The 17,358-nt window shown below is 41.6% G+C and carries 14 protein-coding genes and 2 pseudogenes; all 16 read right to left on the reverse strand.

Annotation, left to right across the window (positions count from 1 at the left end):
* Nucleotides 1-9: 9 nt before the first annotated feature.
* A complete protein-coding gene (gene trxB / locus STRDD04_RS09695; RefSeq protein ID WP_062201860.1) occupies nt 10-921 on the reverse strand; it encodes a thioredoxin-disulfide reductase in 912 nt (303 codons plus the stop codon).
* A 66-nt stretch (nt 922-987) separates the two neighbouring features.
* A complete protein-coding gene (locus STRDD04_RS09700; protein WP_037615226.1) occupies nt 988-1,212 on the reverse strand; it encodes a DUF4059 family protein in 225 nt (74 codons plus the stop codon).
* 107 nt (nt 1,213-1,319) lie between these two features.
* The gene (locus STRDD04_RS09705; protein WP_062201862.1) at nt 1,320-2,063 is read right to left on the reverse strand and encodes an amino acid ABC transporter ATP-binding protein; all 744 of its coding nucleotides are present in this window, start codon (nt 2,061-2,063) and stop codon (nt 1,320-1,322) included.
* On the reverse strand, nt 2,063-2,869 hold the full coding sequence (locus STRDD04_RS09710; RefSeq protein WP_062201864.1) for an amino acid ABC transporter permease: 807 nt from the start codon (nt 2,867-2,869) through the stop codon (nt 2,063-2,065). Before STRDD04_RS09710 ends, STRDD04_RS09705 begins: the two co-directional genes overlap by 1 nt.
* Before the next feature lie 209 nt (nt 2,870-3,078).
* Nucleotides 3,079-4,422 carry a DEAD/DEAH box helicase gene (locus STRDD04_RS09715; RefSeq protein ID WP_062201866.1) on the reverse strand — a complete coding sequence of 448 codons (1,344 nt, stop codon included), beginning with the start codon at nt 4,420-4,422 and terminating at the stop codon, nt 3,079-3,081.
* A 100-nt stretch (nt 4,423-4,522) separates the two neighbouring features.
* Complete coding sequence (mraY, locus tag STRDD04_RS09720; RefSeq protein ID WP_062201868.1) at nt 4,523-5,506, reverse strand: phospho-N-acetylmuramoyl-pentapeptide-transferase; 984 nt, start codon at nt 5,504-5,506, stop codon at nt 4,523-4,525.
* Nucleotide 5,507: 1 nt separating this feature from the next.
* Nucleotides 5,508-7,792 (reverse strand): annotated as a pseudogene (gene pbp2x / locus STRDD04_RS09725) (penicillin-binding protein PBP2X).
* Nucleotides 7,782-8,105 carry a cell division protein FtsL gene (ftsL, locus tag STRDD04_RS09730; RefSeq protein ID WP_037615236.1) on the reverse strand — a complete coding sequence of 108 codons (324 nt, stop codon included), beginning with the start codon at nt 8,103-8,105 and terminating at the stop codon, nt 7,782-7,784. The pseudogene pbp2x and the gene ftsL overlap by 11 nt, the downstream one beginning before the upstream one ends.
* Before the next feature lie 5 nt (nt 8,106-8,110).
* Nucleotides 8,111-9,061 (reverse strand): 16S rRNA (cytosine(1402)-N(4))-methyltransferase RsmH, encoded by a 951-nt coding sequence (gene rsmH / locus STRDD04_RS09735; RefSeq protein WP_062201870.1) that lies wholly within the window; start codon nt 9,059-9,061, stop codon nt 8,111-8,113.
* Between the two features lie 272 nt (nt 9,062-9,333).
* Nucleotides 9,334-9,591: a DUF896 family protein gene (locus tag STRDD04_RS09740; RefSeq protein ID WP_062201872.1), complete on the reverse strand. Its 258-nt coding sequence runs from the start codon at nt 9,589-9,591 to the stop codon at nt 9,334-9,336.
* 20 nt (nt 9,592-9,611) lie between these two features.
* Nucleotides 9,612-11,651 carry a glycine--tRNA ligase subunit beta gene (gene glyS / locus STRDD04_RS09745; protein WP_062201874.1) on the reverse strand — a complete coding sequence of 680 codons (2,040 nt, stop codon included), beginning with the start codon at nt 11,649-11,651 and terminating at the stop codon, nt 9,612-9,614.
* A gap of 2 nt (nt 11,652-11,653) precedes the next feature.
* A complete protein-coding gene (gene glyQ, locus STRDD04_RS09750; RefSeq protein ID WP_002893545.1) occupies nt 11,654-12,571 on the reverse strand; it encodes a glycine--tRNA ligase subunit alpha in 918 nt (305 codons plus the stop codon).
* 602 nt (nt 12,572-13,173) lie between these two features.
* A complete protein-coding gene (locus STRDD04_RS11655) occupies nt 13,174-13,764 on the reverse strand; it encodes a CPBP family intramembrane glutamic endopeptidase (protein ID WP_062201876.1) in 591 nt (196 codons plus the stop codon).
* 242 nt (nt 13,765-14,006) lie between these two features.
* Nucleotides 14,007-14,192: pseudogene (locus tag STRDD04_RS11565) on the reverse strand (type I restriction-modification system subunit M); the annotation flags it as partial.
* 105 nt (nt 14,193-14,297) lie between these two features.
* Nucleotides 14,298-16,625: an ATP-binding protein gene (locus STRDD04_RS09760; protein ID WP_062201878.1), complete on the reverse strand. Its 2,328-nt coding sequence runs from the start codon at nt 16,623-16,625 to the stop codon at nt 14,298-14,300.
* The coding region (locus STRDD04_RS09765) for a DNA methyltransferase (protein WP_331710276.1) at nt 16,626-17,358 on the reverse strand (733 nt) is incomplete at its 5' end.

Below are 17,358 nucleotides of genomic sequence, written 5' to 3' on the forward strand. Positions count from 1 at the left end.
ATCTGCTATTTAATGCTCTGTAATATACTTATAAACTTCTTGGCCTGCTACTGCTCCATCCCCAACGGCTGTGGTAATTTGACGCAGGTCTTTCTGACGAACATCACCAATGGCATAGATGCCGTCAAGAGCTGTTTTCATATACTGATCCGTGACAATCCAGCCAGCTTCATCGCAGATCCCTAAGTCTTTGACAAAGTCGCTAACAGGATCTAGGCCGACATAAACAAAGATGCCACCAAAATCTGCCTCGCTGCTTTGCCCCGTTTTTACATTTTCAAAAACTACACTGGTTACCTTACGGTCATCCCCTTTGATTTCTTTTACAACTGAATCCCAGATAAAGCTGATTTTTTCATTGGCAAAGGCCCGCTCCTGCAAGAGCTTTTGCGCCCGCAATTGGTCACGGCGGTGAACAATGGTCACAGATTTTGCAAAGCGTGTGAGGAAAATCGCCTCCTCAACGGCAGAATCGCCTCCTCCAACCACTAAGAGATCCTCATTACGGAAAAAGGCACCGTCGCAGACCGCACAGTAGGAAACTCCGCGACTGTTGTATTCTTCCTCGCCAGGAACCCCTAAATGACGATGATTGGCACCAGAAGCCAGAATCACCGTCTTGGTTTCAAATACTTCATCCTCTGTGATGATTCTTTTATATTCACCCTGATCTTCAATCTTTTCAACCTGACCAAAGAGGTGCTCAACACCCAGATTTTCTAAGGGTTCAAACATTTTCTCAGCCAGCTCTGGTCCGCTGATACTAGCATAACCGGGATAATTTTCAATCTCCGCCGTATTATTCATTTGACCGCCGTAAATACCACGTTCAAGCAGAGCCACTTTAAGGTTACTTCTAGCTGCATAGAGGGCTGCTGTCATTCCTGCGGGACCAGCCCCAATAATCATTGTATCGTACATCGTTTTTCCTTTCTCTTTGTTGTAACTATGATTAGTCTAACAAAGCTCCTGATTTTTTACAAGCAATTAAGCTTTGAAAACAATCAGCAGACCCAAAACTGCAAAAGACAAAACCGGAATCGTCATAATCGCAATCAAGAGAACATCATAAAGATGACTTTGACGCTCTTTAGCAGTCTTATCCTTGCGACGAATCATACGCAGGCCAATCCACAAACCATCAACAATTCCTACAGCAATAGTAGTATAAATAAGACTTTCGATATAGAGAGAAAAAATCTGATTTAACATGTCAACTCCTCAATCATCAATTGCATTCTTCGTAGCCTTTAAAAAGACTCTGGTCGAAAACAAACTCAGCTGGTCTAGCCAACTGAGCCTTCACGTCCTCTATTATATCAAATATATGTCCGTTTGTAACTAGCAAAGAATTCTTTAGTCCTTGCTTCCTTGGGATGATTGATGAGCTCTTCTGGACTGCCCGACTCAATAATATGCCCCTTATCCAAGAAAAGCACCCGATCTGCTACCTGAGAAACAAAAGATATATCATGGCTGACCAGGATCATGGTTTGTCCTGCTTTAGCAGCGTCGGCAATGGATTTCTCTACCTCACCGACTAACTCTGGGTCAAGGGCTGAGGTCGGCTCATCTAGCAAGAGAACATCTGGCTTCATGGCCAAGGCCCGCGCTAAAGCAACCCGCTGTTTTTGACCGCCTGATAAATGCTTGGGATAATGATTCTCACGGTCAGACAAGCCAACCTTTGCCAATTCTTCCTTGGCAATTTTAGTCGCTTCTTGGTCAGACAAGTTCTTGACTACCAGCAGACCTTCCTTGACATTTTCCAGAGCCGTCCGGCGGGAAAATAAATTGAACTGCTGGAAAACCATGGCCAATTTTCGACGCAGAGTCAAAATCTCATCTGGTGAAATGGTTGAAAAATCCACCTTGAAGTTATCAATTTCAATCCTTCCGCTATCTGGCTGCTCCAAATAATTGAGGCTGCGCAGAAAGGTTGACTTACCTGCGCCTGATGAGCCTATTAAAGCAATGACTTCGCCTTTTTGAATTTCCAAACTCAAATCATCCAAAACCTTTTGACCAGAAAATTCTTTACTTAGATGGGAAATTTTAATCATCAGATCTTACCTCCTTGTGCTTGCTCTAGGTTTTCCAGATTGGCTGGCGCCTTGATATCCATAGCCTTTTCAATCACACGACCGATTTGCTCAATCACGATATTGACAATCCAGTAAATAATCGAAACGGAAATGAAGCGCTCAAAATAACGATAATCCGAGCCACCGATAGCCTGAGCCTTGGCAAAGACTTCCACGACACCCGCACTAAAGGCCAGAGAAGTCCCCTTGGTCAAGCCGATGAGAGAGTTAATCAGAGTCGGTGTTGCCACAACTGCTGCATTTGGAATGATGATCCGCAAATAGACTTGACGGTTGGTCATTCCCAGACTCCGAGCCGCTTCAATCTCACCTGCGTCCACCGAAAGAATAGCTGCCCGAATCGTCTCACTGGCGTAGGCCGCTTCATTAAAGGCAAAGGCGATAATTGCAAAGACTGAGGCAGGGATGGCATTGATATTAAAAGCCGTGCCATATTTTTGATTGATGGCTTTCAACAGGAGCGGAATCCCGAAATAGGTCAGCATGAGCTGAACCAGAAGGGGCGTCCCACGGAGAAAACTAACAAAAAGTGCCTGAATGGGATAAAGAATCCGCGTACGGTTAATCTTGACCACTGCGAAAATCATAGCCAAGATGATGCCGAAAAATGCTCCACCCAACGTCAAAAAAAGCGTGATGGGCAAATTCTGTACAATACTTGGAATCGCATCAAAAACAGCCCGTAAACTAAATAATTTGCCATCTGGAAGGAGCTGCAGCAGCTCTTCATACCAGTCCGCAGCTAGAATATAAGTTGTAAACATTATAGTTACTTCCCTTTCTCGATAATGGATTATTCTATCATAATTTCAGTCAGATGCAAACTATTTAGCATCAGGAAATAGCCAATCTCTGAACCTCTGGTAGATAGCTGGAAATTGACAATAAAATAGACCAGTAATCCTAGTCTATCATAGTTTCACTGGTCTTTAAAATATAATTTTTCTATATCCGCCATAGAAAGAATTTATGACTAAAAAGTCTGGCGTTTAGCTTTGCGCTCTGCCCGACCACGTGCACGATTCTCTGCTCGCTTGGTCTTGCGGCGCTTTTCATTGACCGCCCACTGGATTTTCTTCTTATAGCCTGGTTTGATTTTTTTCTTTTTCTTCTTGACCAGACCCAGCATCTCTGTATCCAGCTTCTCTCGACTCTTCTCCCGATTAGCCCGGCGGTCCCGATCATAGGTATCCTGAAATTCGCCATTTTTAATCATCTTAGGAGTAAACTTGATACCCATCTTTTCCAGCTCTCGAATATCCGAATCGTCACTCGGTTGATAGAGGGTAATGGCTGTGCCGGAAAGACCATTTCGTCCCGTCCGACCAACCCGATGGACAAAGAAAGACAAATCCTGAGGAATGGCATCATTGATGACATGACTGACACCCTCGATGTCAATCCCCCGAGCCGCCAAGTCAGTCGCCACGATGTATTCAAAGTCCAGATTCTTGACCTGATTCATGATGCGCTTGCGCTCGCGTGGCGGAATGTCACCGTGAATCTTAGCCACTTTTAGCCCTTGAGCAGACAGATAGGCCTGCAATTCGTCCGCCCGAGTCTTGGTATTGACAAAAATCATCGCCAGATAAGGCTGGAGGAGCTGCGTTACTTCATAAATCTGGGCATTCTTATCCCGCCCCTTGGTTGATAGGAGCCAATTATCAATGGTATCGGCGATCACTGTCTTGGTCTTAATCTGCTCCATAACCGGATTAGACAGGTATTTTTTCAAGAAAGGCTGGAGCTTCTGCGGAATGGTAGCCGAAAAAACCAGAAACTGCAATTCTTTGGGCAGACGAGCTGCAATCCGGTCTACCGTCTCCAAAAAGCCCATGTCCAACGTCATGTCGGCCTCGTCCACGACAAAGGTATGAGCCTTGTGGATAGCCAAATCACCTGACTCAACCAAGTCATAAATCCGACCCGGCGTTCCAATGACGATATGGGGCTGGCTAGACTCTAGTTTGCCAATTTGACGAACCTTGTCAGTCCCGCCGACATAGTTGGCCACCCGAATCTCTTGCTCTGAAAAGCTAGCCAGCTGACGTGCTGCCTGATAGATCTGGGTTGCCAATTCTCGGCTGGGTGCTGTAATCACCGCTTGGACACTGTCAGCCTCCTCATCGAGTTCTTGGAAGATCGGCAGCAAAAAGGTATGCGTCTTGCCTGATCCTGTTTTGGACTCCCCGACCAAGTCCCGGCCAGATAAAACCACGGGAATCAGCTTTTCCTGAACCTCCGTCGCCTCCACAAAGTTCAGGTCCTTGAGGGCTTCCTGAATATAATCTTTAAAGTTAAATTCTGTAAATTTCATTTTTTCCTCTGTTCACTCTTAATCTTATCCATTATACCAAAAAAATATCTTTTCTGCTCAGCTCAGGACGAGAAAAGGCGGGCTTGCACCCACCTTCACATCACAAATATAGAATTGCCAAAGTTAGCAAGCTGCCTAAGAGACTTACTCCCCAGAAAAAGAAGTCAACCTTCCATTCACTCCAAGGCTGGCCATGACCAGAAAAGCCGCCCAACTCAAAATGGTGATGGACCGGTGTCATACGGAAAATCCGCTTGCCGCCCGTCAACTTGAAATAAGTCACCTGCATCATGACAGAAGTTGTCTCAAAAACATAGACGATGCCGATAAGAAGCAAGGTCCACTCTTGGTGCAGAGCAATCGAGATTGCGGCTAGCATACCGCCCAGAGCCAAACTCCCCACATCTCCCATAAAGATCTTGGCTGGCTTATGATTAAAGGTAAAGAAGCCCAGCAAGCCGCCAATCATACTGATGATGACAATCAAAATGTCAAAACGCTTTTGCTCCACAGCAATCACTCCATAGGCTACCAAGCTAATCGCAACGGAGATACTGGCCAAACCGTCAATTCCATCGGTCAAATTCACAGCATTGGAAAAGCCAACCAGCCAAAAGAGGACGAAAAAGATATAGAGGAAGCCCAGATGCACTGGAATAGTAAAAACATTGAGAAAGTCGCCTGCTCCGTGCTGATTGTAAAAGAAGTAAAAGACGACTCCGCCAACCAACTGCAGAAATAGTTTCTGTTTGGGATTGAGCCCCTCATTGATTTTACGGAAGACTTTGAGGAAATCGTCCAAAAAGCCAACGATGCCATAGAGGACCAAGATAAAAAGAATCATAATCAGGCTGTTGGACAGCTGATGAGCAACCAAAGCTGTCACAAAACTAGCTAAAACCGAAGCGACCAGAAAAACGGTTCCCCCCATCGTTGGCGTTCCAGCCTTAGCCTGATGCTGCTTGACATCCTCATGCATCTGTTGCCCTGATATACGCGCCTTGTGATAAAAACGGATAAAGGCAGGAATCCCAACAATCGTTAGGATAAAGGTTAGAATTCCTGCAATAATTGCTGTTAACATGCTAGTCTCCCAGTGTAATTGTAATTTTTTTCAAATCTTTCAGTGCTGTATTGACTTTCTCGCTCTGCTTGACAACTTTTGAGCCTTCACCTTTAAAAGTGATTTCAAGCCCCTGCCATTCAGCAAATTGCTCAGCATTCTCCTTGGTCCAGCCATACATATCCGGCAAATCTTCAAATTTGTCAGTTAAAATTAAAATCTGTTGATTAGCCTTTAGTTTTTTCCTTCTTTTACAGACACCTTTTTGATGTCACTGCCTGTCCCTAAAATGATCGGCTGCACCAGATTACGGCGCAGTTCATCAGCCAAGCCTCCTGGGCTAATTTGGTTTTTCAGCTTCAGTTGCTTGGTCAAACCATCGATAGACGGCATTTTGTAGGTTGTTTCTTTGTCAACTAATTCCAAAGCAGGGCTATCGCCAGCCAGATTCAAACTGTCTTTAAGGGCCACGGCTTCCTCTAAAACAGGGTTGACAACTTCCTGCCAGAAAATAGCCGAAAATTTGACTTCTGGCTGCTGGACAGTAATATACATGATGAAATCTGGATCTTCGGCTGGCGTCATGGCTACAACGGAGTGAATATAATCATTCTCCCCTTCCAAGTACCCCTTTTCCGATGCAATCTGAGCCGTTCCTGATTTAACAGCAACATTCTGCCCAGAAACCTTGATGACTGGTTCGCCACCGATATTCAGTGTTCCATAATAAGGAACTGTTCCGACCTGAATCATATAATCCCGAGTCGTTTTCGCAGCTTTCTCTGAGACTGGATTTCCAACGATTTCTGGCTGAGATTTACGGGCACTGTCTGTCTTAGAATCATAGATAGCTGAGATAAATTTTGGCTCCAGCATCACACCATTATTTGAAATAGCTGAAAAGGCGCGCAGCATCTGAACCTGAGTCACCCCAATCCCCTGACCGAAAGCACTCATAGCAATGGTTACAGCATTATCATCAGGCAGGGCGCCGTATTCCTCATAGCCCATACCAAAACGGGTTGGTAAGCCAAATTTGAATTTCGACAGATAATCCAGCCACTTCTCATTTCCCATGGCTTGCTCAATGCGCGTCATACCGATATTACTAGAGAAAATAAAACCTTGGGCATAGGTCAGGACTTGCCCTGTTGATAGACCTGAGTTTACATCCCAGTCACGAATGGTTGCATCCGCAATCTTATATTCCGTGTTGTCATAAGTACCATTAGGATTAAAAGTGCCATTATCAATCGCCGAAGCCAGAGTCATCACCTTCATCGTCGAACCTGGCTCATACTGCGTTTGATAAAGGAAACTATTCCAGGTTTTTAAATGCTCTGCGTTCAAACCTTCCTTGGTATCGGCATTGTAAGTTGGGCGCTGGGTCGTGGCTAAAATTTCACCTGTTTTCGCACTGACCAAGGTTGCACTGACATATTTTCCTTTTGCAGTCTCCTGAAAAGCATCCATTCGCGTTTCCAAGTATGTCTGCAACTGGGCAGAAAGTGTGGTGTAGACATCTTTTCCATCTTCTGTTTTAACGGAAACCTGCTCAGATCCTGGGACAATATTTCCATTGCGGTCTTTTTCATAGGTGACGAGGCCATTCTGCCCCGCTAAAATCCGATTGAGCGACTGCTCCAGTCCCGAGGTTCCTGCAAGGGTTTTATTACCCTCTTTGTCTTCCTGCAACTGGGCCTGCCCGATAAATTGGGATGCAAAAACGCCATTGCTGTAGCTTCGATTAGGGCTTGTCGTAAAGTCCACTCCCTCAACCCCAGCAGCTTTCAGATCCTCCCGAATCGCACTCATAGTGCTATAGGTAACACCATTACCTTGGGAACCGAAAGAAACCTGCTTTAAGTTTTTTTGAGAAAGCTGCTGCTTGACATAGTCCTTATCCATTTCCAGATATTTGTTAAAAATGTCAGCAACCTTATCATACTGCGATTCTTCTACATAAAGGATTTTCCCCGCAGCTGACTTATACTCCTTATCAATGACAGCATAAACATTATAGGTCGTGGCATCTTCCGCAATCGGAACACCATTTCGATCATAAATGGTTCCCCGCTTGGCCGCAACAACTACTGTTTTTTGGTGAACAATTTGTGCTCCCTCCGACAAATCAACGCCAAATTTTTGATCCGTTCCGATAATAATAGCAAAATTAATCAAAAAGATGAAAAAGAGAAAAATCGCCAACACACTCATGCTTTTTCCTACCCGTCGTCGATTGTACTGGGCAGTACGCCGATTTTTCAATGCATATTTCTTTATAGTAGTTAACATTTTATTCTTCATTCGTTGTGCTCACTGTTTTACGATTTCCCTTTTGGAGCTTCATATCCTGAGAACTAGCTAGCTGGGAAAGTCTTTCATAGCGTGTCAATTCATTGACCTCCTGCTTGATATCATCAAGCTCAGCCTGCTCCGACTCAATATTAGCATTGACTTCAGTCAAATCACGGTCAACCTGCAGCAGTTTTGTCTGCATAAAAACGATACTAACCGCAAGGATAATCGCTGTTAAAATAATGGAACCATAGAAGGCTTTTTCAACTCGAGAAAATTTTCGAATACGATTTTGAATAGAATGATTTTTTTTATCTGCCATGAAACTTACTCATGTACCTTCCTAGCCACGCGCAGCTTAGCAGAATGAGCGCGATTGTTGGCTTCTAATTCTTCTTTGCTTGGTAAAATCGGCTTGCGGCTTACCAGTTCTAGCTTGGGCTGCAAATCATCTGGTATGAAAGGCAGACCTTTTGGAACATCTACGGTTGAGGCTTCTTTAAAAAGCTGTTTGGTCAGACGATCTTCCAGCGAATGAAAGGTAATCACTGAAATACGACCACCTATAGCCAACAAGTCAATGGCCTGCTGAATCGACTCATCAGCCGCTCCCAGCTCATCATTGACCTCAATCCGAATGGCCTGAAAAATCTGCTTGGCCGGATGACCTTTTTTCTTCAGTTCCTTAGCAGGTTTGGCTGATTTGATAATCTCAGCCAGCTCTGTCGTCGTTTCGATGGGCTTGATGCTCCTAGCCTGCTCGATCTTACGGGCAATCTGCTTCGAAAACTTATCCTCTCCGTATTTGAAAAAAATACGGACCAAATCATGATAAGCATATTGATTCACAACTTGGTAAGCTGTCAAAGCAGCATCTTGATTCATCCGCATATCCAAAGGCGCGTCCTGCTTATAAGAAAAACCACGCTCCCGCTCATCCAGCTGCGGACTAGATACGCCCAAGTCGTAACAAATCCCATCGATTTTCTCAACTCCTGCTTCATTCAGACGAGTCTTGAGATTGCGGAAATTATCCTTGATAAAGGTCACCATTCCCCGCTCAATGTAGGGCGCCAGACGTTTTTTGGCATTGTCAATCGCAGCCTGATCTTGGTCAAAAGCATACAAATGCCCCTTTTCCCCCAGCTTGCTCAAGAGATACTCGCTGTGACCAGCTCCGCCCAAAGTCGCATCAACATAGATGCCATCTGGCTGAACAGCAAGCTGGTCAATCGTTTCGTGAAGAAGTACTGTAATGTGATGAAATTCTTTTGTCATATCTTATCTATTATACCACACTCAGACCCAAAAAATCATAAAAAGAGAATTGAACACGACAAAGGTATGAAAAAGTCTGCGGTCGTAAAACGAGAAAAACTGACTGTTGTTATCGTATCTTTTACAAAAAATGAACGGATGGCAGTGACAAACTACTAAGCAAGCACTCATTTTCGCAGTGTTGCATGCCGAGTAACCATTACAAAAGGCCTAGAATCAGCGTTTTAAACGCGGTTCTAAGCCTTGCTTTTAATGACTTTCGGTCTTTTCTCTTATGATTCTGGATCATCCAAACTGCGGCCATGAAGACCTTTCTCACGCTGGATTTGACGCAGCTTTTCAGGCGTGATATCATTGCCAGCCTCGTCGACAATCTTGATGCCTTCAATGTGGTGGCGAACAGAGCGACGGTAGCCTTCGATATACTCTTCACGAAGCTTGGCCTGCTCTACCTTTTCTTCACCAGTCAGACCGACGGTTTTTTTCTTTTTAGCCAGTTCATTAATACGAGCAATTTTTTTAGGATCCATGATTCTACCTCTCTTACCTTTTATTTGGTATTAATCTGATTAAACTGCGCAAGTTGTCCAGCTTTGGCCGTCAAAGAAGCCAGGAGAGCTAGGCGATTGTTACGTACAGCCTCATCATTAGCCATAACCATAGTATGGTCAAAGAAAGCGTCAATAACTGGACTGAGGGCAAAGAGTTGGTCCAAATTGGCAGCTAAGTCCGATGTCAGCTCCACTGCTTCAATGGCAGCTGCCAAGTCTTTTTCCTCTTGATTTTCAAAGAGAGCTGGATTAACAGCTGTCTGCCCTTGGGCTTTCTCAGCAAGATTGAAGACCCGAGACAGGCTTTCCACTGCCGACTTAAAGTTGTCTTCCTGAGCTTTCTCAGCTAGAAGCGCAGCTGTTTCTACCAAATCACGTACGACAAAGTGAGTGCTTTGAAGAACAGCTGTCACGATGTCTTTCGGAATGCTGCGATCCATCATTTTCTCAACACGGGCACGGAAGAAGTCCAGCACCGCCTCTTGATTGTCATAACTTAGACTATCAAACTTGAGACCGTAAAGTCGACCAAGAAGCTGAGCCAAGTCAATGTTCCAGCCAAACTTGTCCAAGATACGCACGACACCCTGAGTCGCACGGCGCAGAGCATAAGGGTCATTGGAACCGCTCGGAATCAGCCCAACTGAGAAGAAGGACAGAATCGTATCCAGCTTATCAGACAGAGCCAAGACCGCACCGACCTTGGTGTCCGGCAATTCGCCATCGGCTGATGTCGGCATATAGTGCTCCCGAATGGCAGCTGCCACCACAGCATTCTCACCAGCCAGAAGAGCATACTTCTCACCCATGATACCTTGCAGCTCATCAAATTCCCCAACCATGCCAGTCAGCAAGTCAAACTTATAAATAGCCGCTGTACGAGCCAAGTCGGCTGTCTCCTCAGCATCCAGTCCTGCTTCTTGCGCCAGCAGAGCTGCAATCTTGCCAGTCCGATCCATGTGCTCTGCCAGAGAGCCAATCTTCTCGTGGAAGGTCACATTCCCCAGCTTTTCAACCAAGTCAGCAATAGCCAGTTTTTGGTCTTCGCGCCAGAAGAATTCCCCATCTTCCAGACGAGCTACCAAGACTTTCTCATTCCCCTTGATAACATTTTCCAGATGCTCGGCATTTCCGTTTCGGACAGAGATGAAGTGTGGTAAAAGCTTGCCTTCAGCATCGCGCACAACAAAGTAACGCTGGTGCTCTTTCATGGAAGTTACCAAGACTTCCTCAGGCACCTCTAAATATTTGGCATCAAAATTACCCAAGAAAGCAGTTGGATATTCTACCAGATTCAAGACCTCATTGAGCAGGTCTTCGTCAATCTCGATAGAAACCCCGTGCTCCTCTTCAAGTGCTCGAATCTGCTCGACAATCATATTTTCCCGCTCAAGAGGATTGGCAATGACAAACTGATTCCGCAGGTCATCTTCATAGGAATTCGCTGAAGCAATCTCTGTTTCTTGCCCCAAAAAGCGATGTCCACGACTAGTACGGCCGCTCTTGATGTCCAAGAAATCCAAGTCAAAGGCCCGCTCATCTAAGAGTACAGTTAAGGTGTGGACAGGGCGGATGTATTCAAAGGTGTTGTTGGCCCAGTGCATGCTGACAGGGAAGGTCAGGGCTTGCAGAACTTCTGTCACTGCTGGGATGGTTTCCTCTACAGGGCGACCGACCTCTTCCTTGGTCACATAGACGTATTCTTCCCCCTTAATTTCGCGGAAAGTAATGTCCTCAACCGTCAAGCCCTTGCCACGGACAAAGCCTTCTGCAGCCTTGGTAAAGTTCCCATCTGCATCCAGAGCAATTTTCTTAGAAGGGCCTTTGAAATCTTCGGTCAAGTCGGACTGCTTGTCCGCCAAGCCAACCACGCGCACGGCTAAACGGCGAGGTGTTGAGAACATTTCAATTTTCTCAAAGGTCAGACGATGGTCTGTCAAGAAGGCTCCCATCTTGTCGCGCAGCTGCTTCATGCTCGGTGTCACGACATAGGCTGGCATTTCCTCCAAGCCTAATTCAACTAATAAATTTTTTACCATGATTATTCTCCCTCCTCTGCCAAGAGTTTCTCGCGCGTCTCTGCATCCAAAAGCGGATAACCCAGACGCTTGCGCTCAGCCACAAAGGTCTTGGCCACAACACGCGCCAGATTGCGAATACGGGCGATATAGCCAGCCCGCTCAGTCACAGATACAGCACCACGCGCATCCAAGAGGTTAAAGGTATGCGAGCATTTGAGAACATAGTCATAGGCTGGGTGTACCAGATGCTCGTCCAGACAGCGCTTAGCTTCTGCTTCAAACTTCTCAAAATTCCCCAAGAGCAAGTCTTGATCGCTGACCTCAAAGCTGTACTTGGAATGCTCGTACTCAGGATGAGTGAAAATTTCGCCGTACTTGACGCCGTCAGCCCACTCAATGTCATAGACAGAGTCCACTTCTTGGATATAAGAAGCCAGACGCTCCAGACCATAAGTCACCTCAGCAGTCACCGGCTGAGTTGGCAGACCTCCGACCTGCTGGAAGTAAGTGAACTGAGTGATTTCCATACCATCCAGCCAAACTTCCCAGCCCAGACCAGCCGAGCCAGTTGACGGATTTTCCCAGTTATCCTCGACAAAGCGAATATCGTGCTCCAGCGGATTGATACCCAAGAGCTCCAAAGACTGCAAATAAAGTTCTTGGATATTGCTTGGAGACGGCTTCATAACCACCTGAAATTGATGGTGCTGATAAAGACGGTTAGGATTTTCCCCATAACGACCATCTGCTGGTCGGCGAGACGGCTCTACATAGGCCGCATTCCAAGGCTCTGGCCCAATAGCCCGCAGGAAGGTATAGGGACTCATGGTTCCCGCACCCTTTTCATTATCATAGGCCTGCATGAGCATACAGCCCTGGTCGTTCCAGAACTGCTGTAAAGTCAAGATAATTTCTTGAAACGTTAACTTCTTAGACATTGGTTACTCCTTTAGTTTATTTCATTTCTAGCGCTAGACCTGTCCTCTGTTCCGTTTGAACAAGCAAAAGAACCACATCAGACACACCTAGGCTATTTCAACCTAGGGGCGTCAAGACGCGGTTCCACCCTAATTTATTACTTCATTCTATTTGTAAATTCTAACCGAAAGCGCCATCTGCACTGCTTCCCTATCCGGCTCCCACCAACCCAGACTCGCTAGAAAGTAGACAATGAGAATTCTTTCTAGGCATTATTGTAACAAAAAAGATTGCTTTTGTAAAATGCTTTTCTGATGATTGGTAAAAAATTCCGTTGAAAGTAGTAGGACACTGTAAAAACATTCTCTCATGTCTTTTCTTAAACTTTGTGACAGTTTTCTTAGAAAGTCTAAAAAGACTCACGAAACAAAATAATAAGTTGATTTTAACCCTCTAAAAGACTTAAATATAAGAATCTGCTCACCTTGTAACTGCCCTAATAGAATGCTAGGATAGCTTTCAATTTCATTTGAAAATTGAATCATCTCCTCTTCTCGCATCGACAAACAAAAAACCAGCCAGAGCTGGTTTATCAATTTCGCTAACATAATATGATGAGCATCTAGTTGAGTAAAAAGTTACAAACTTCAAAAACCGTTAGCCCATTTATAATCATATTACAGATGAGATGAGCCGTCATAGGAACATAAAGATTTCTTGTCCTAATATAGGAAAGACTTAAAGGCAGGGCCCAGATCATACATAAGAAGATGCCCCAAATGGCAAAAGCATGTGCCAGAGCAAATAGAAACATGCTCAAAACTGTTGTCACTATTAAAATTTTCTTGCTTTTAAAGGATATAAGGAGTTTTCGGTAGAAAATTTCTTCTACAATAGGTGGCAATAGAATGGTAGAGGCTGCGTATAACACAAGTTTCAACCAACTGTCCGCTCTTAAATGAATCATTCCTTTATCCAAATCAGGAAATAGACTCTCCAAGAAGTTGGTAAAAACAAAAGCTAGACTAAGAAAGAGGATAGTCAGGAGGACCTGTTTCCAAAACCTGCCGCCACTTCTTACAGCCTTCCACCACTCTTTTAAGGAAAAATCCTTATTCCAAGAAAAATAGATGGCTAAGATTAGATAAAACAAAAAGTTAAGAAAAATATGATCTTTCGAAGAGCATAAGAAACACCCTAAGATAAACAACATCTCTATCGTAAGGGGACAGATTAAAGATTTTAAGTACTTAGTTTTTATACTTCACACCTCATTCTTTTGTTTCTATCGTTTTTATAAGCCACTATAAGGAACGGCACCACCCATACAGACGAGGTATTCATCAGTTTCACAAAAAAAGCTAACTGAGGAAGGGGAGGCCTAATATGCGTTCGGGAATATTCAATCGCATAAAGTTCTAACTCACTGAACAGTACAGAAAGTAGATCCTCACCTTATCCCTTAAAGGCTTCAAGAAATGCTTTGAGTTCTGCATCAGCTTCTGGCGTTGTACCTCTGAGCTGTCCCAGCATGTCTACTAGGTCAGCTGTTTTGCTGGCAATCTCGCTGTTAGTGCGATTGATATTGGCAACAATCTCTGTCAGCGGAGCGACTTCTTCCTCCTCAAAAGTATCTACATAGATGAATTATCATTTTAAAAATTGATAAAAATACTACTTTTATAAAAATAAGAATCATATACTATGTAGCATTTATCAAATTTAACAATCAAAGGAAGCAAAAATTTATTTATTTTTATCAACTTCTGAAATATATAGTAAACCCAATAATAATTTTATTTCTTGTGTTTTTTTCATTACATCAACTTTTGTTATAATTCTAGTTCCCCCATGCGTTGACAAATTTAAAAATGCTAAAAAGCTTTCGCTTTCATCTCTAGATCCAATTGATTTAAGTAAAGATTTTAAAGTTTGTTTATCTTTTGCATCTAGTTCACTTTTATCAATTGAATTTTCTCCTTCCTCAATAACTTGTCTGTAGTTTTGTAATAAACTTTCTGTCTTCCTTCTATCGCTATTATCCAAAATATCATTTACAACAATTTCAATTAACGTTCGATAAGCAGCAACTGCTACAAAACTATAATCGTCAGTATTAAAAATTCGATTAATTTCTCCTATAAAACTGACAACGTCTGGTCTAAAGTTAACTTCTTTGTTTATAGGCATGCTAACTAAATTCCTATTAGAAGATTCTAGTTGAGAAATGTCAAAGTTATCTTCTACCACTCTAAATGTAAAATCAGCCTCATGAATAAGCCCTGTTTTCTTATCGGTTATTTTAATTGAAATCGTATTTTCATTTAAGCGACCAAAACTTATTATGCCTTTATTAAAATTAATAGTAGGATTATTTTTTGTATCAATTTCAAATTGTAAACCTTTATCTTCTTCACCAAAACTATTTGTAAAAGTGAATAAATCATCAACTTTATAATCTATCCCCTTCTTGAGTATATTTTCTCTTTGACTGATTTTAGGTTGAGCTGGCTTCCTTAAAATTATCTTTAGAGAAGATACTGTAGTATCTGTCTCTTGACTAATCAACCATTCCCCCTCTTGAAGTTTATTAAATTCACTAACTTTTTCTTCATTAAAGTAAATGTCTGTTGCAACTTGGATTAATTCATTTAAATTAGTAATCTTCTTATTTAGGTCATCTATATCAATCCATGATTCAACTGTACCCAAATCTATTGTTTTTTTAGCCTTCGGAATAATATCTAATAGAGTTTCCTCATCAAATAGAGTACATTTTAATTTGTTTCCTTGTTTTTTAAAAATTATAGAATCCTTTAATTTAAAATTTGGTTTAATATATTTTTTAAGATTGTCAGGATTAGAAGTTTCTTCTTCGGGTATCCTATTTTGAATAAATGTTTTGGAAGAAAAATCTCTTAATTCATTTTTCAACGAAGCACCAATTCTCTGAATTTCTTCATTTAATTTTTCAATGAAATGAGCAATCTCATCAGTTAACTCACTCTGAGAAAATTGAGTCCGATCAGAATTAAACTGTATTGATGAATCACTAGATTTAATCGAAATATAACCAATTAATTGCTTTAATACTTCACTATATTTTTTAGTACCCATTAATTCAGTATCAAACAACATATAGTTGTTAAATAAATTATTATTGATATAAATTAAAGGAGTTAAGTTATTATTAGTAGGATTATAGAATAAAGAGTTAATCTTACTTTTTCCTTTTGAAACGAGATAATAGGCAGCTAAACTAATATCAAGAGAATACCTATCTGAATTAAAACTAAATTCTTCAGAAAAGATATCCTTACCATCTTTCCTAAAGACTAGATTTTGATCAGACGAAGAATAATTTATTTCAAATAACTGCTGAGGCTTATTTTGTGTCTGTAATTGAATTTCATAATCGGTTGAGTTAATCTCTCCATCTATATTAAGTTTTATAATAAAGTTCTTATCGGCAGAAATTTTTCCGTCAGATATTTTATCATCAATAAAAGAATTTAAAATTTTATTTCGATTAACTTCTTCACTAAGATACCTTTTTAAAGTATTGACATTATAATCATTGATTTCAATTTGGATTAATGTACCTATAAAATCACCTGAACTTGAAAGAGTAACATCTAAACGCTTATCTGTTATATTATATTCAGTAACCAAAGAATCAAAATCTACAGTAAACTCTGAGATCTGAGTATTTTGAGCTGTTTTCCAATATACTTTTTTCCCAAATCTAAAAACAGATAAAAATCCCAAACCTTTTGACCCCTGAGTTAAGCGTTTAGTGTCCTTATAAGAAATAATTTCTCCATAATGCTTATCACTACTTGATATGTGGAATAATTTTTTAATTCCCTCCGTATCCATACCAATTCCGTAGTCTCGAATTGTAAGTAGTCTAGATTCCGAATCCAATGTAATATCGACACTAGGAGAACAAGCATCGTACGCATTTTTTATTAACTCATTTAGAGCAATAATATTATTCGGAATTTTTTCTGATAATTCACTCAATATATTACCTGCTACAGTAATAGGTACTTGTTCAACTTTATTAGGCATCTAAATCTCCTTTATTTTTCTTAATATCAAAACATATTCTTGATTCATTGATTCCACTGATTTATCTTTTACTTTAGAAACCCGTCTTGGCATTCTCTTTATAGGTATATTACGTGTAATAGAAGCTTCCAACTCAAAACCAATATTTTCAAAAAATTCCTGCGTAATACTTGATAATGGCACTATTTTATTATCAACACGTCGATCACCTAAAGTTAAAACTATTCTCTTATCCTTTTTTAGAACACGTCCCATTTGCGTCATCACTTCCAAATAGTCTATTACAAAATTTTCTACTTTTTTTCTCTTATCTTGTGATATACTATCAAGATATTCAGATAAATAGCGTGACTGATGTTTTTGTTTATTTCTTTTACCTGCTCCACCTAAACTATTTGAATCAATACTTGAATAATTATCTATTAAATTCTCAGAAAAATCCTCCAAATCCTTCTTATCAATCCAATATATCGGTAGCATAGAGTACTGTCCATATGTTACTGTAGTTGAGTTATCTCCATATGGAGGAGAAGTAACAATTAAATCTACTGAATCATTCTTCATTTTAAATAAAATCTCTTCAGATTTTCCTATCTGTAAATTAAGTTTTTTATTTCTGTCATAATCAGGTAAATATTGAAAGTAAGTATTAATACTCTTTATAAAATCATCAATGATATGGTTTACCATCGCCTCAATGACATTTTTCTCTTTTACATGCAATTTAAACGTT

It is taken from the genome of Streptococcus sp. DD04 (assembly GCF_001578725.1).
Taxonomy (GTDB): Bacteria; Bacillota; Bacilli; order Lactobacillales; family Streptococcaceae; genus Streptococcus; species Streptococcus sinensis.

What these genes read in the sequence shown, in the direction of transcription:
- STRDD04_RS09760 (WP_062201878.1), bottom strand. Translation starts at nt 16,625, where the DNA reads ATGCCTAATAAAGTTGAACAAGTACCTATTACTGTAGCAGGTAATATA.
- STRDD04_RS11655 (WP_062201876.1), bottom strand. Translation starts at nt 13,764, where the DNA reads ATGTTGTTTATCTTAGGGTGTTTCTTATGCTCTTCGAAAGATCATATT.
- trxB (WP_062201860.1), bottom strand. Translation starts at nt 921, where the DNA reads ATGTACGATACAATGATTATTGGGGCTGGTCCCGCAGGAATGACAGCA.
- glyS (WP_062201874.1), bottom strand. Translation starts at nt 11,651, where the DNA reads ATGGTAAAAAATTTATTAGTTGAATTAGGCTTGGAGGAAATGCCAGCC.
- STRDD04_RS09700 (WP_037615226.1), bottom strand. Translation starts at nt 1,212, where the DNA reads ATGTTAAATCAGATTTTTTCTCTCTATATCGAAAGTCTTATTTATACT.
- rsmH (WP_062201870.1), bottom strand. Translation starts at nt 9,061, where the DNA reads ATGACAAAAGAATTTCATCACATTACAGTACTTCTTCACGAAACGATT.
- STRDD04_RS09705 (WP_062201862.1), bottom strand. Translation starts at nt 2,063, where the DNA reads ATGATTAAAATTTCCCATCTAAGTAAAGAATTTTCTGGTCAAAAGGTT.
- STRDD04_RS09715 (WP_062201866.1), bottom strand. Translation starts at nt 4,422, where the DNA reads ATGAAATTTACAGAATTTAACTTTAAAGATTATATTCAGGAAGCCCTC.
- mraY (WP_062201868.1), bottom strand. Translation starts at nt 5,506, where the DNA reads ATGTTAACAGCAATTATTGCAGGAATTCTAACCTTTATCCTAACGATT.
- glyQ (WP_002893545.1), bottom strand. Translation starts at nt 12,571, where the DNA reads ATGTCTAAGAAGTTAACGTTTCAAGAAATTATCTTGACTTTACAGCAG.
- STRDD04_RS09740 (WP_062201872.1), bottom strand. Translation starts at nt 9,591, where the DNA reads ATGGATCCTAAAAAAATTGCTCGTATTAATGAACTGGCTAAAAAGAAA.
- ftsL (WP_037615236.1), bottom strand. Translation starts at nt 8,105, where the DNA reads ATGGCAGATAAAAAAAATCATTCTATTCAAAATCGTATTCGAAAATTT.
- STRDD04_RS09710 (WP_062201864.1), bottom strand. Translation starts at nt 2,869, where the DNA reads ATGTTTACAACTTATATTCTAGCTGCGGACTGGTATGAAGAGCTGCTG.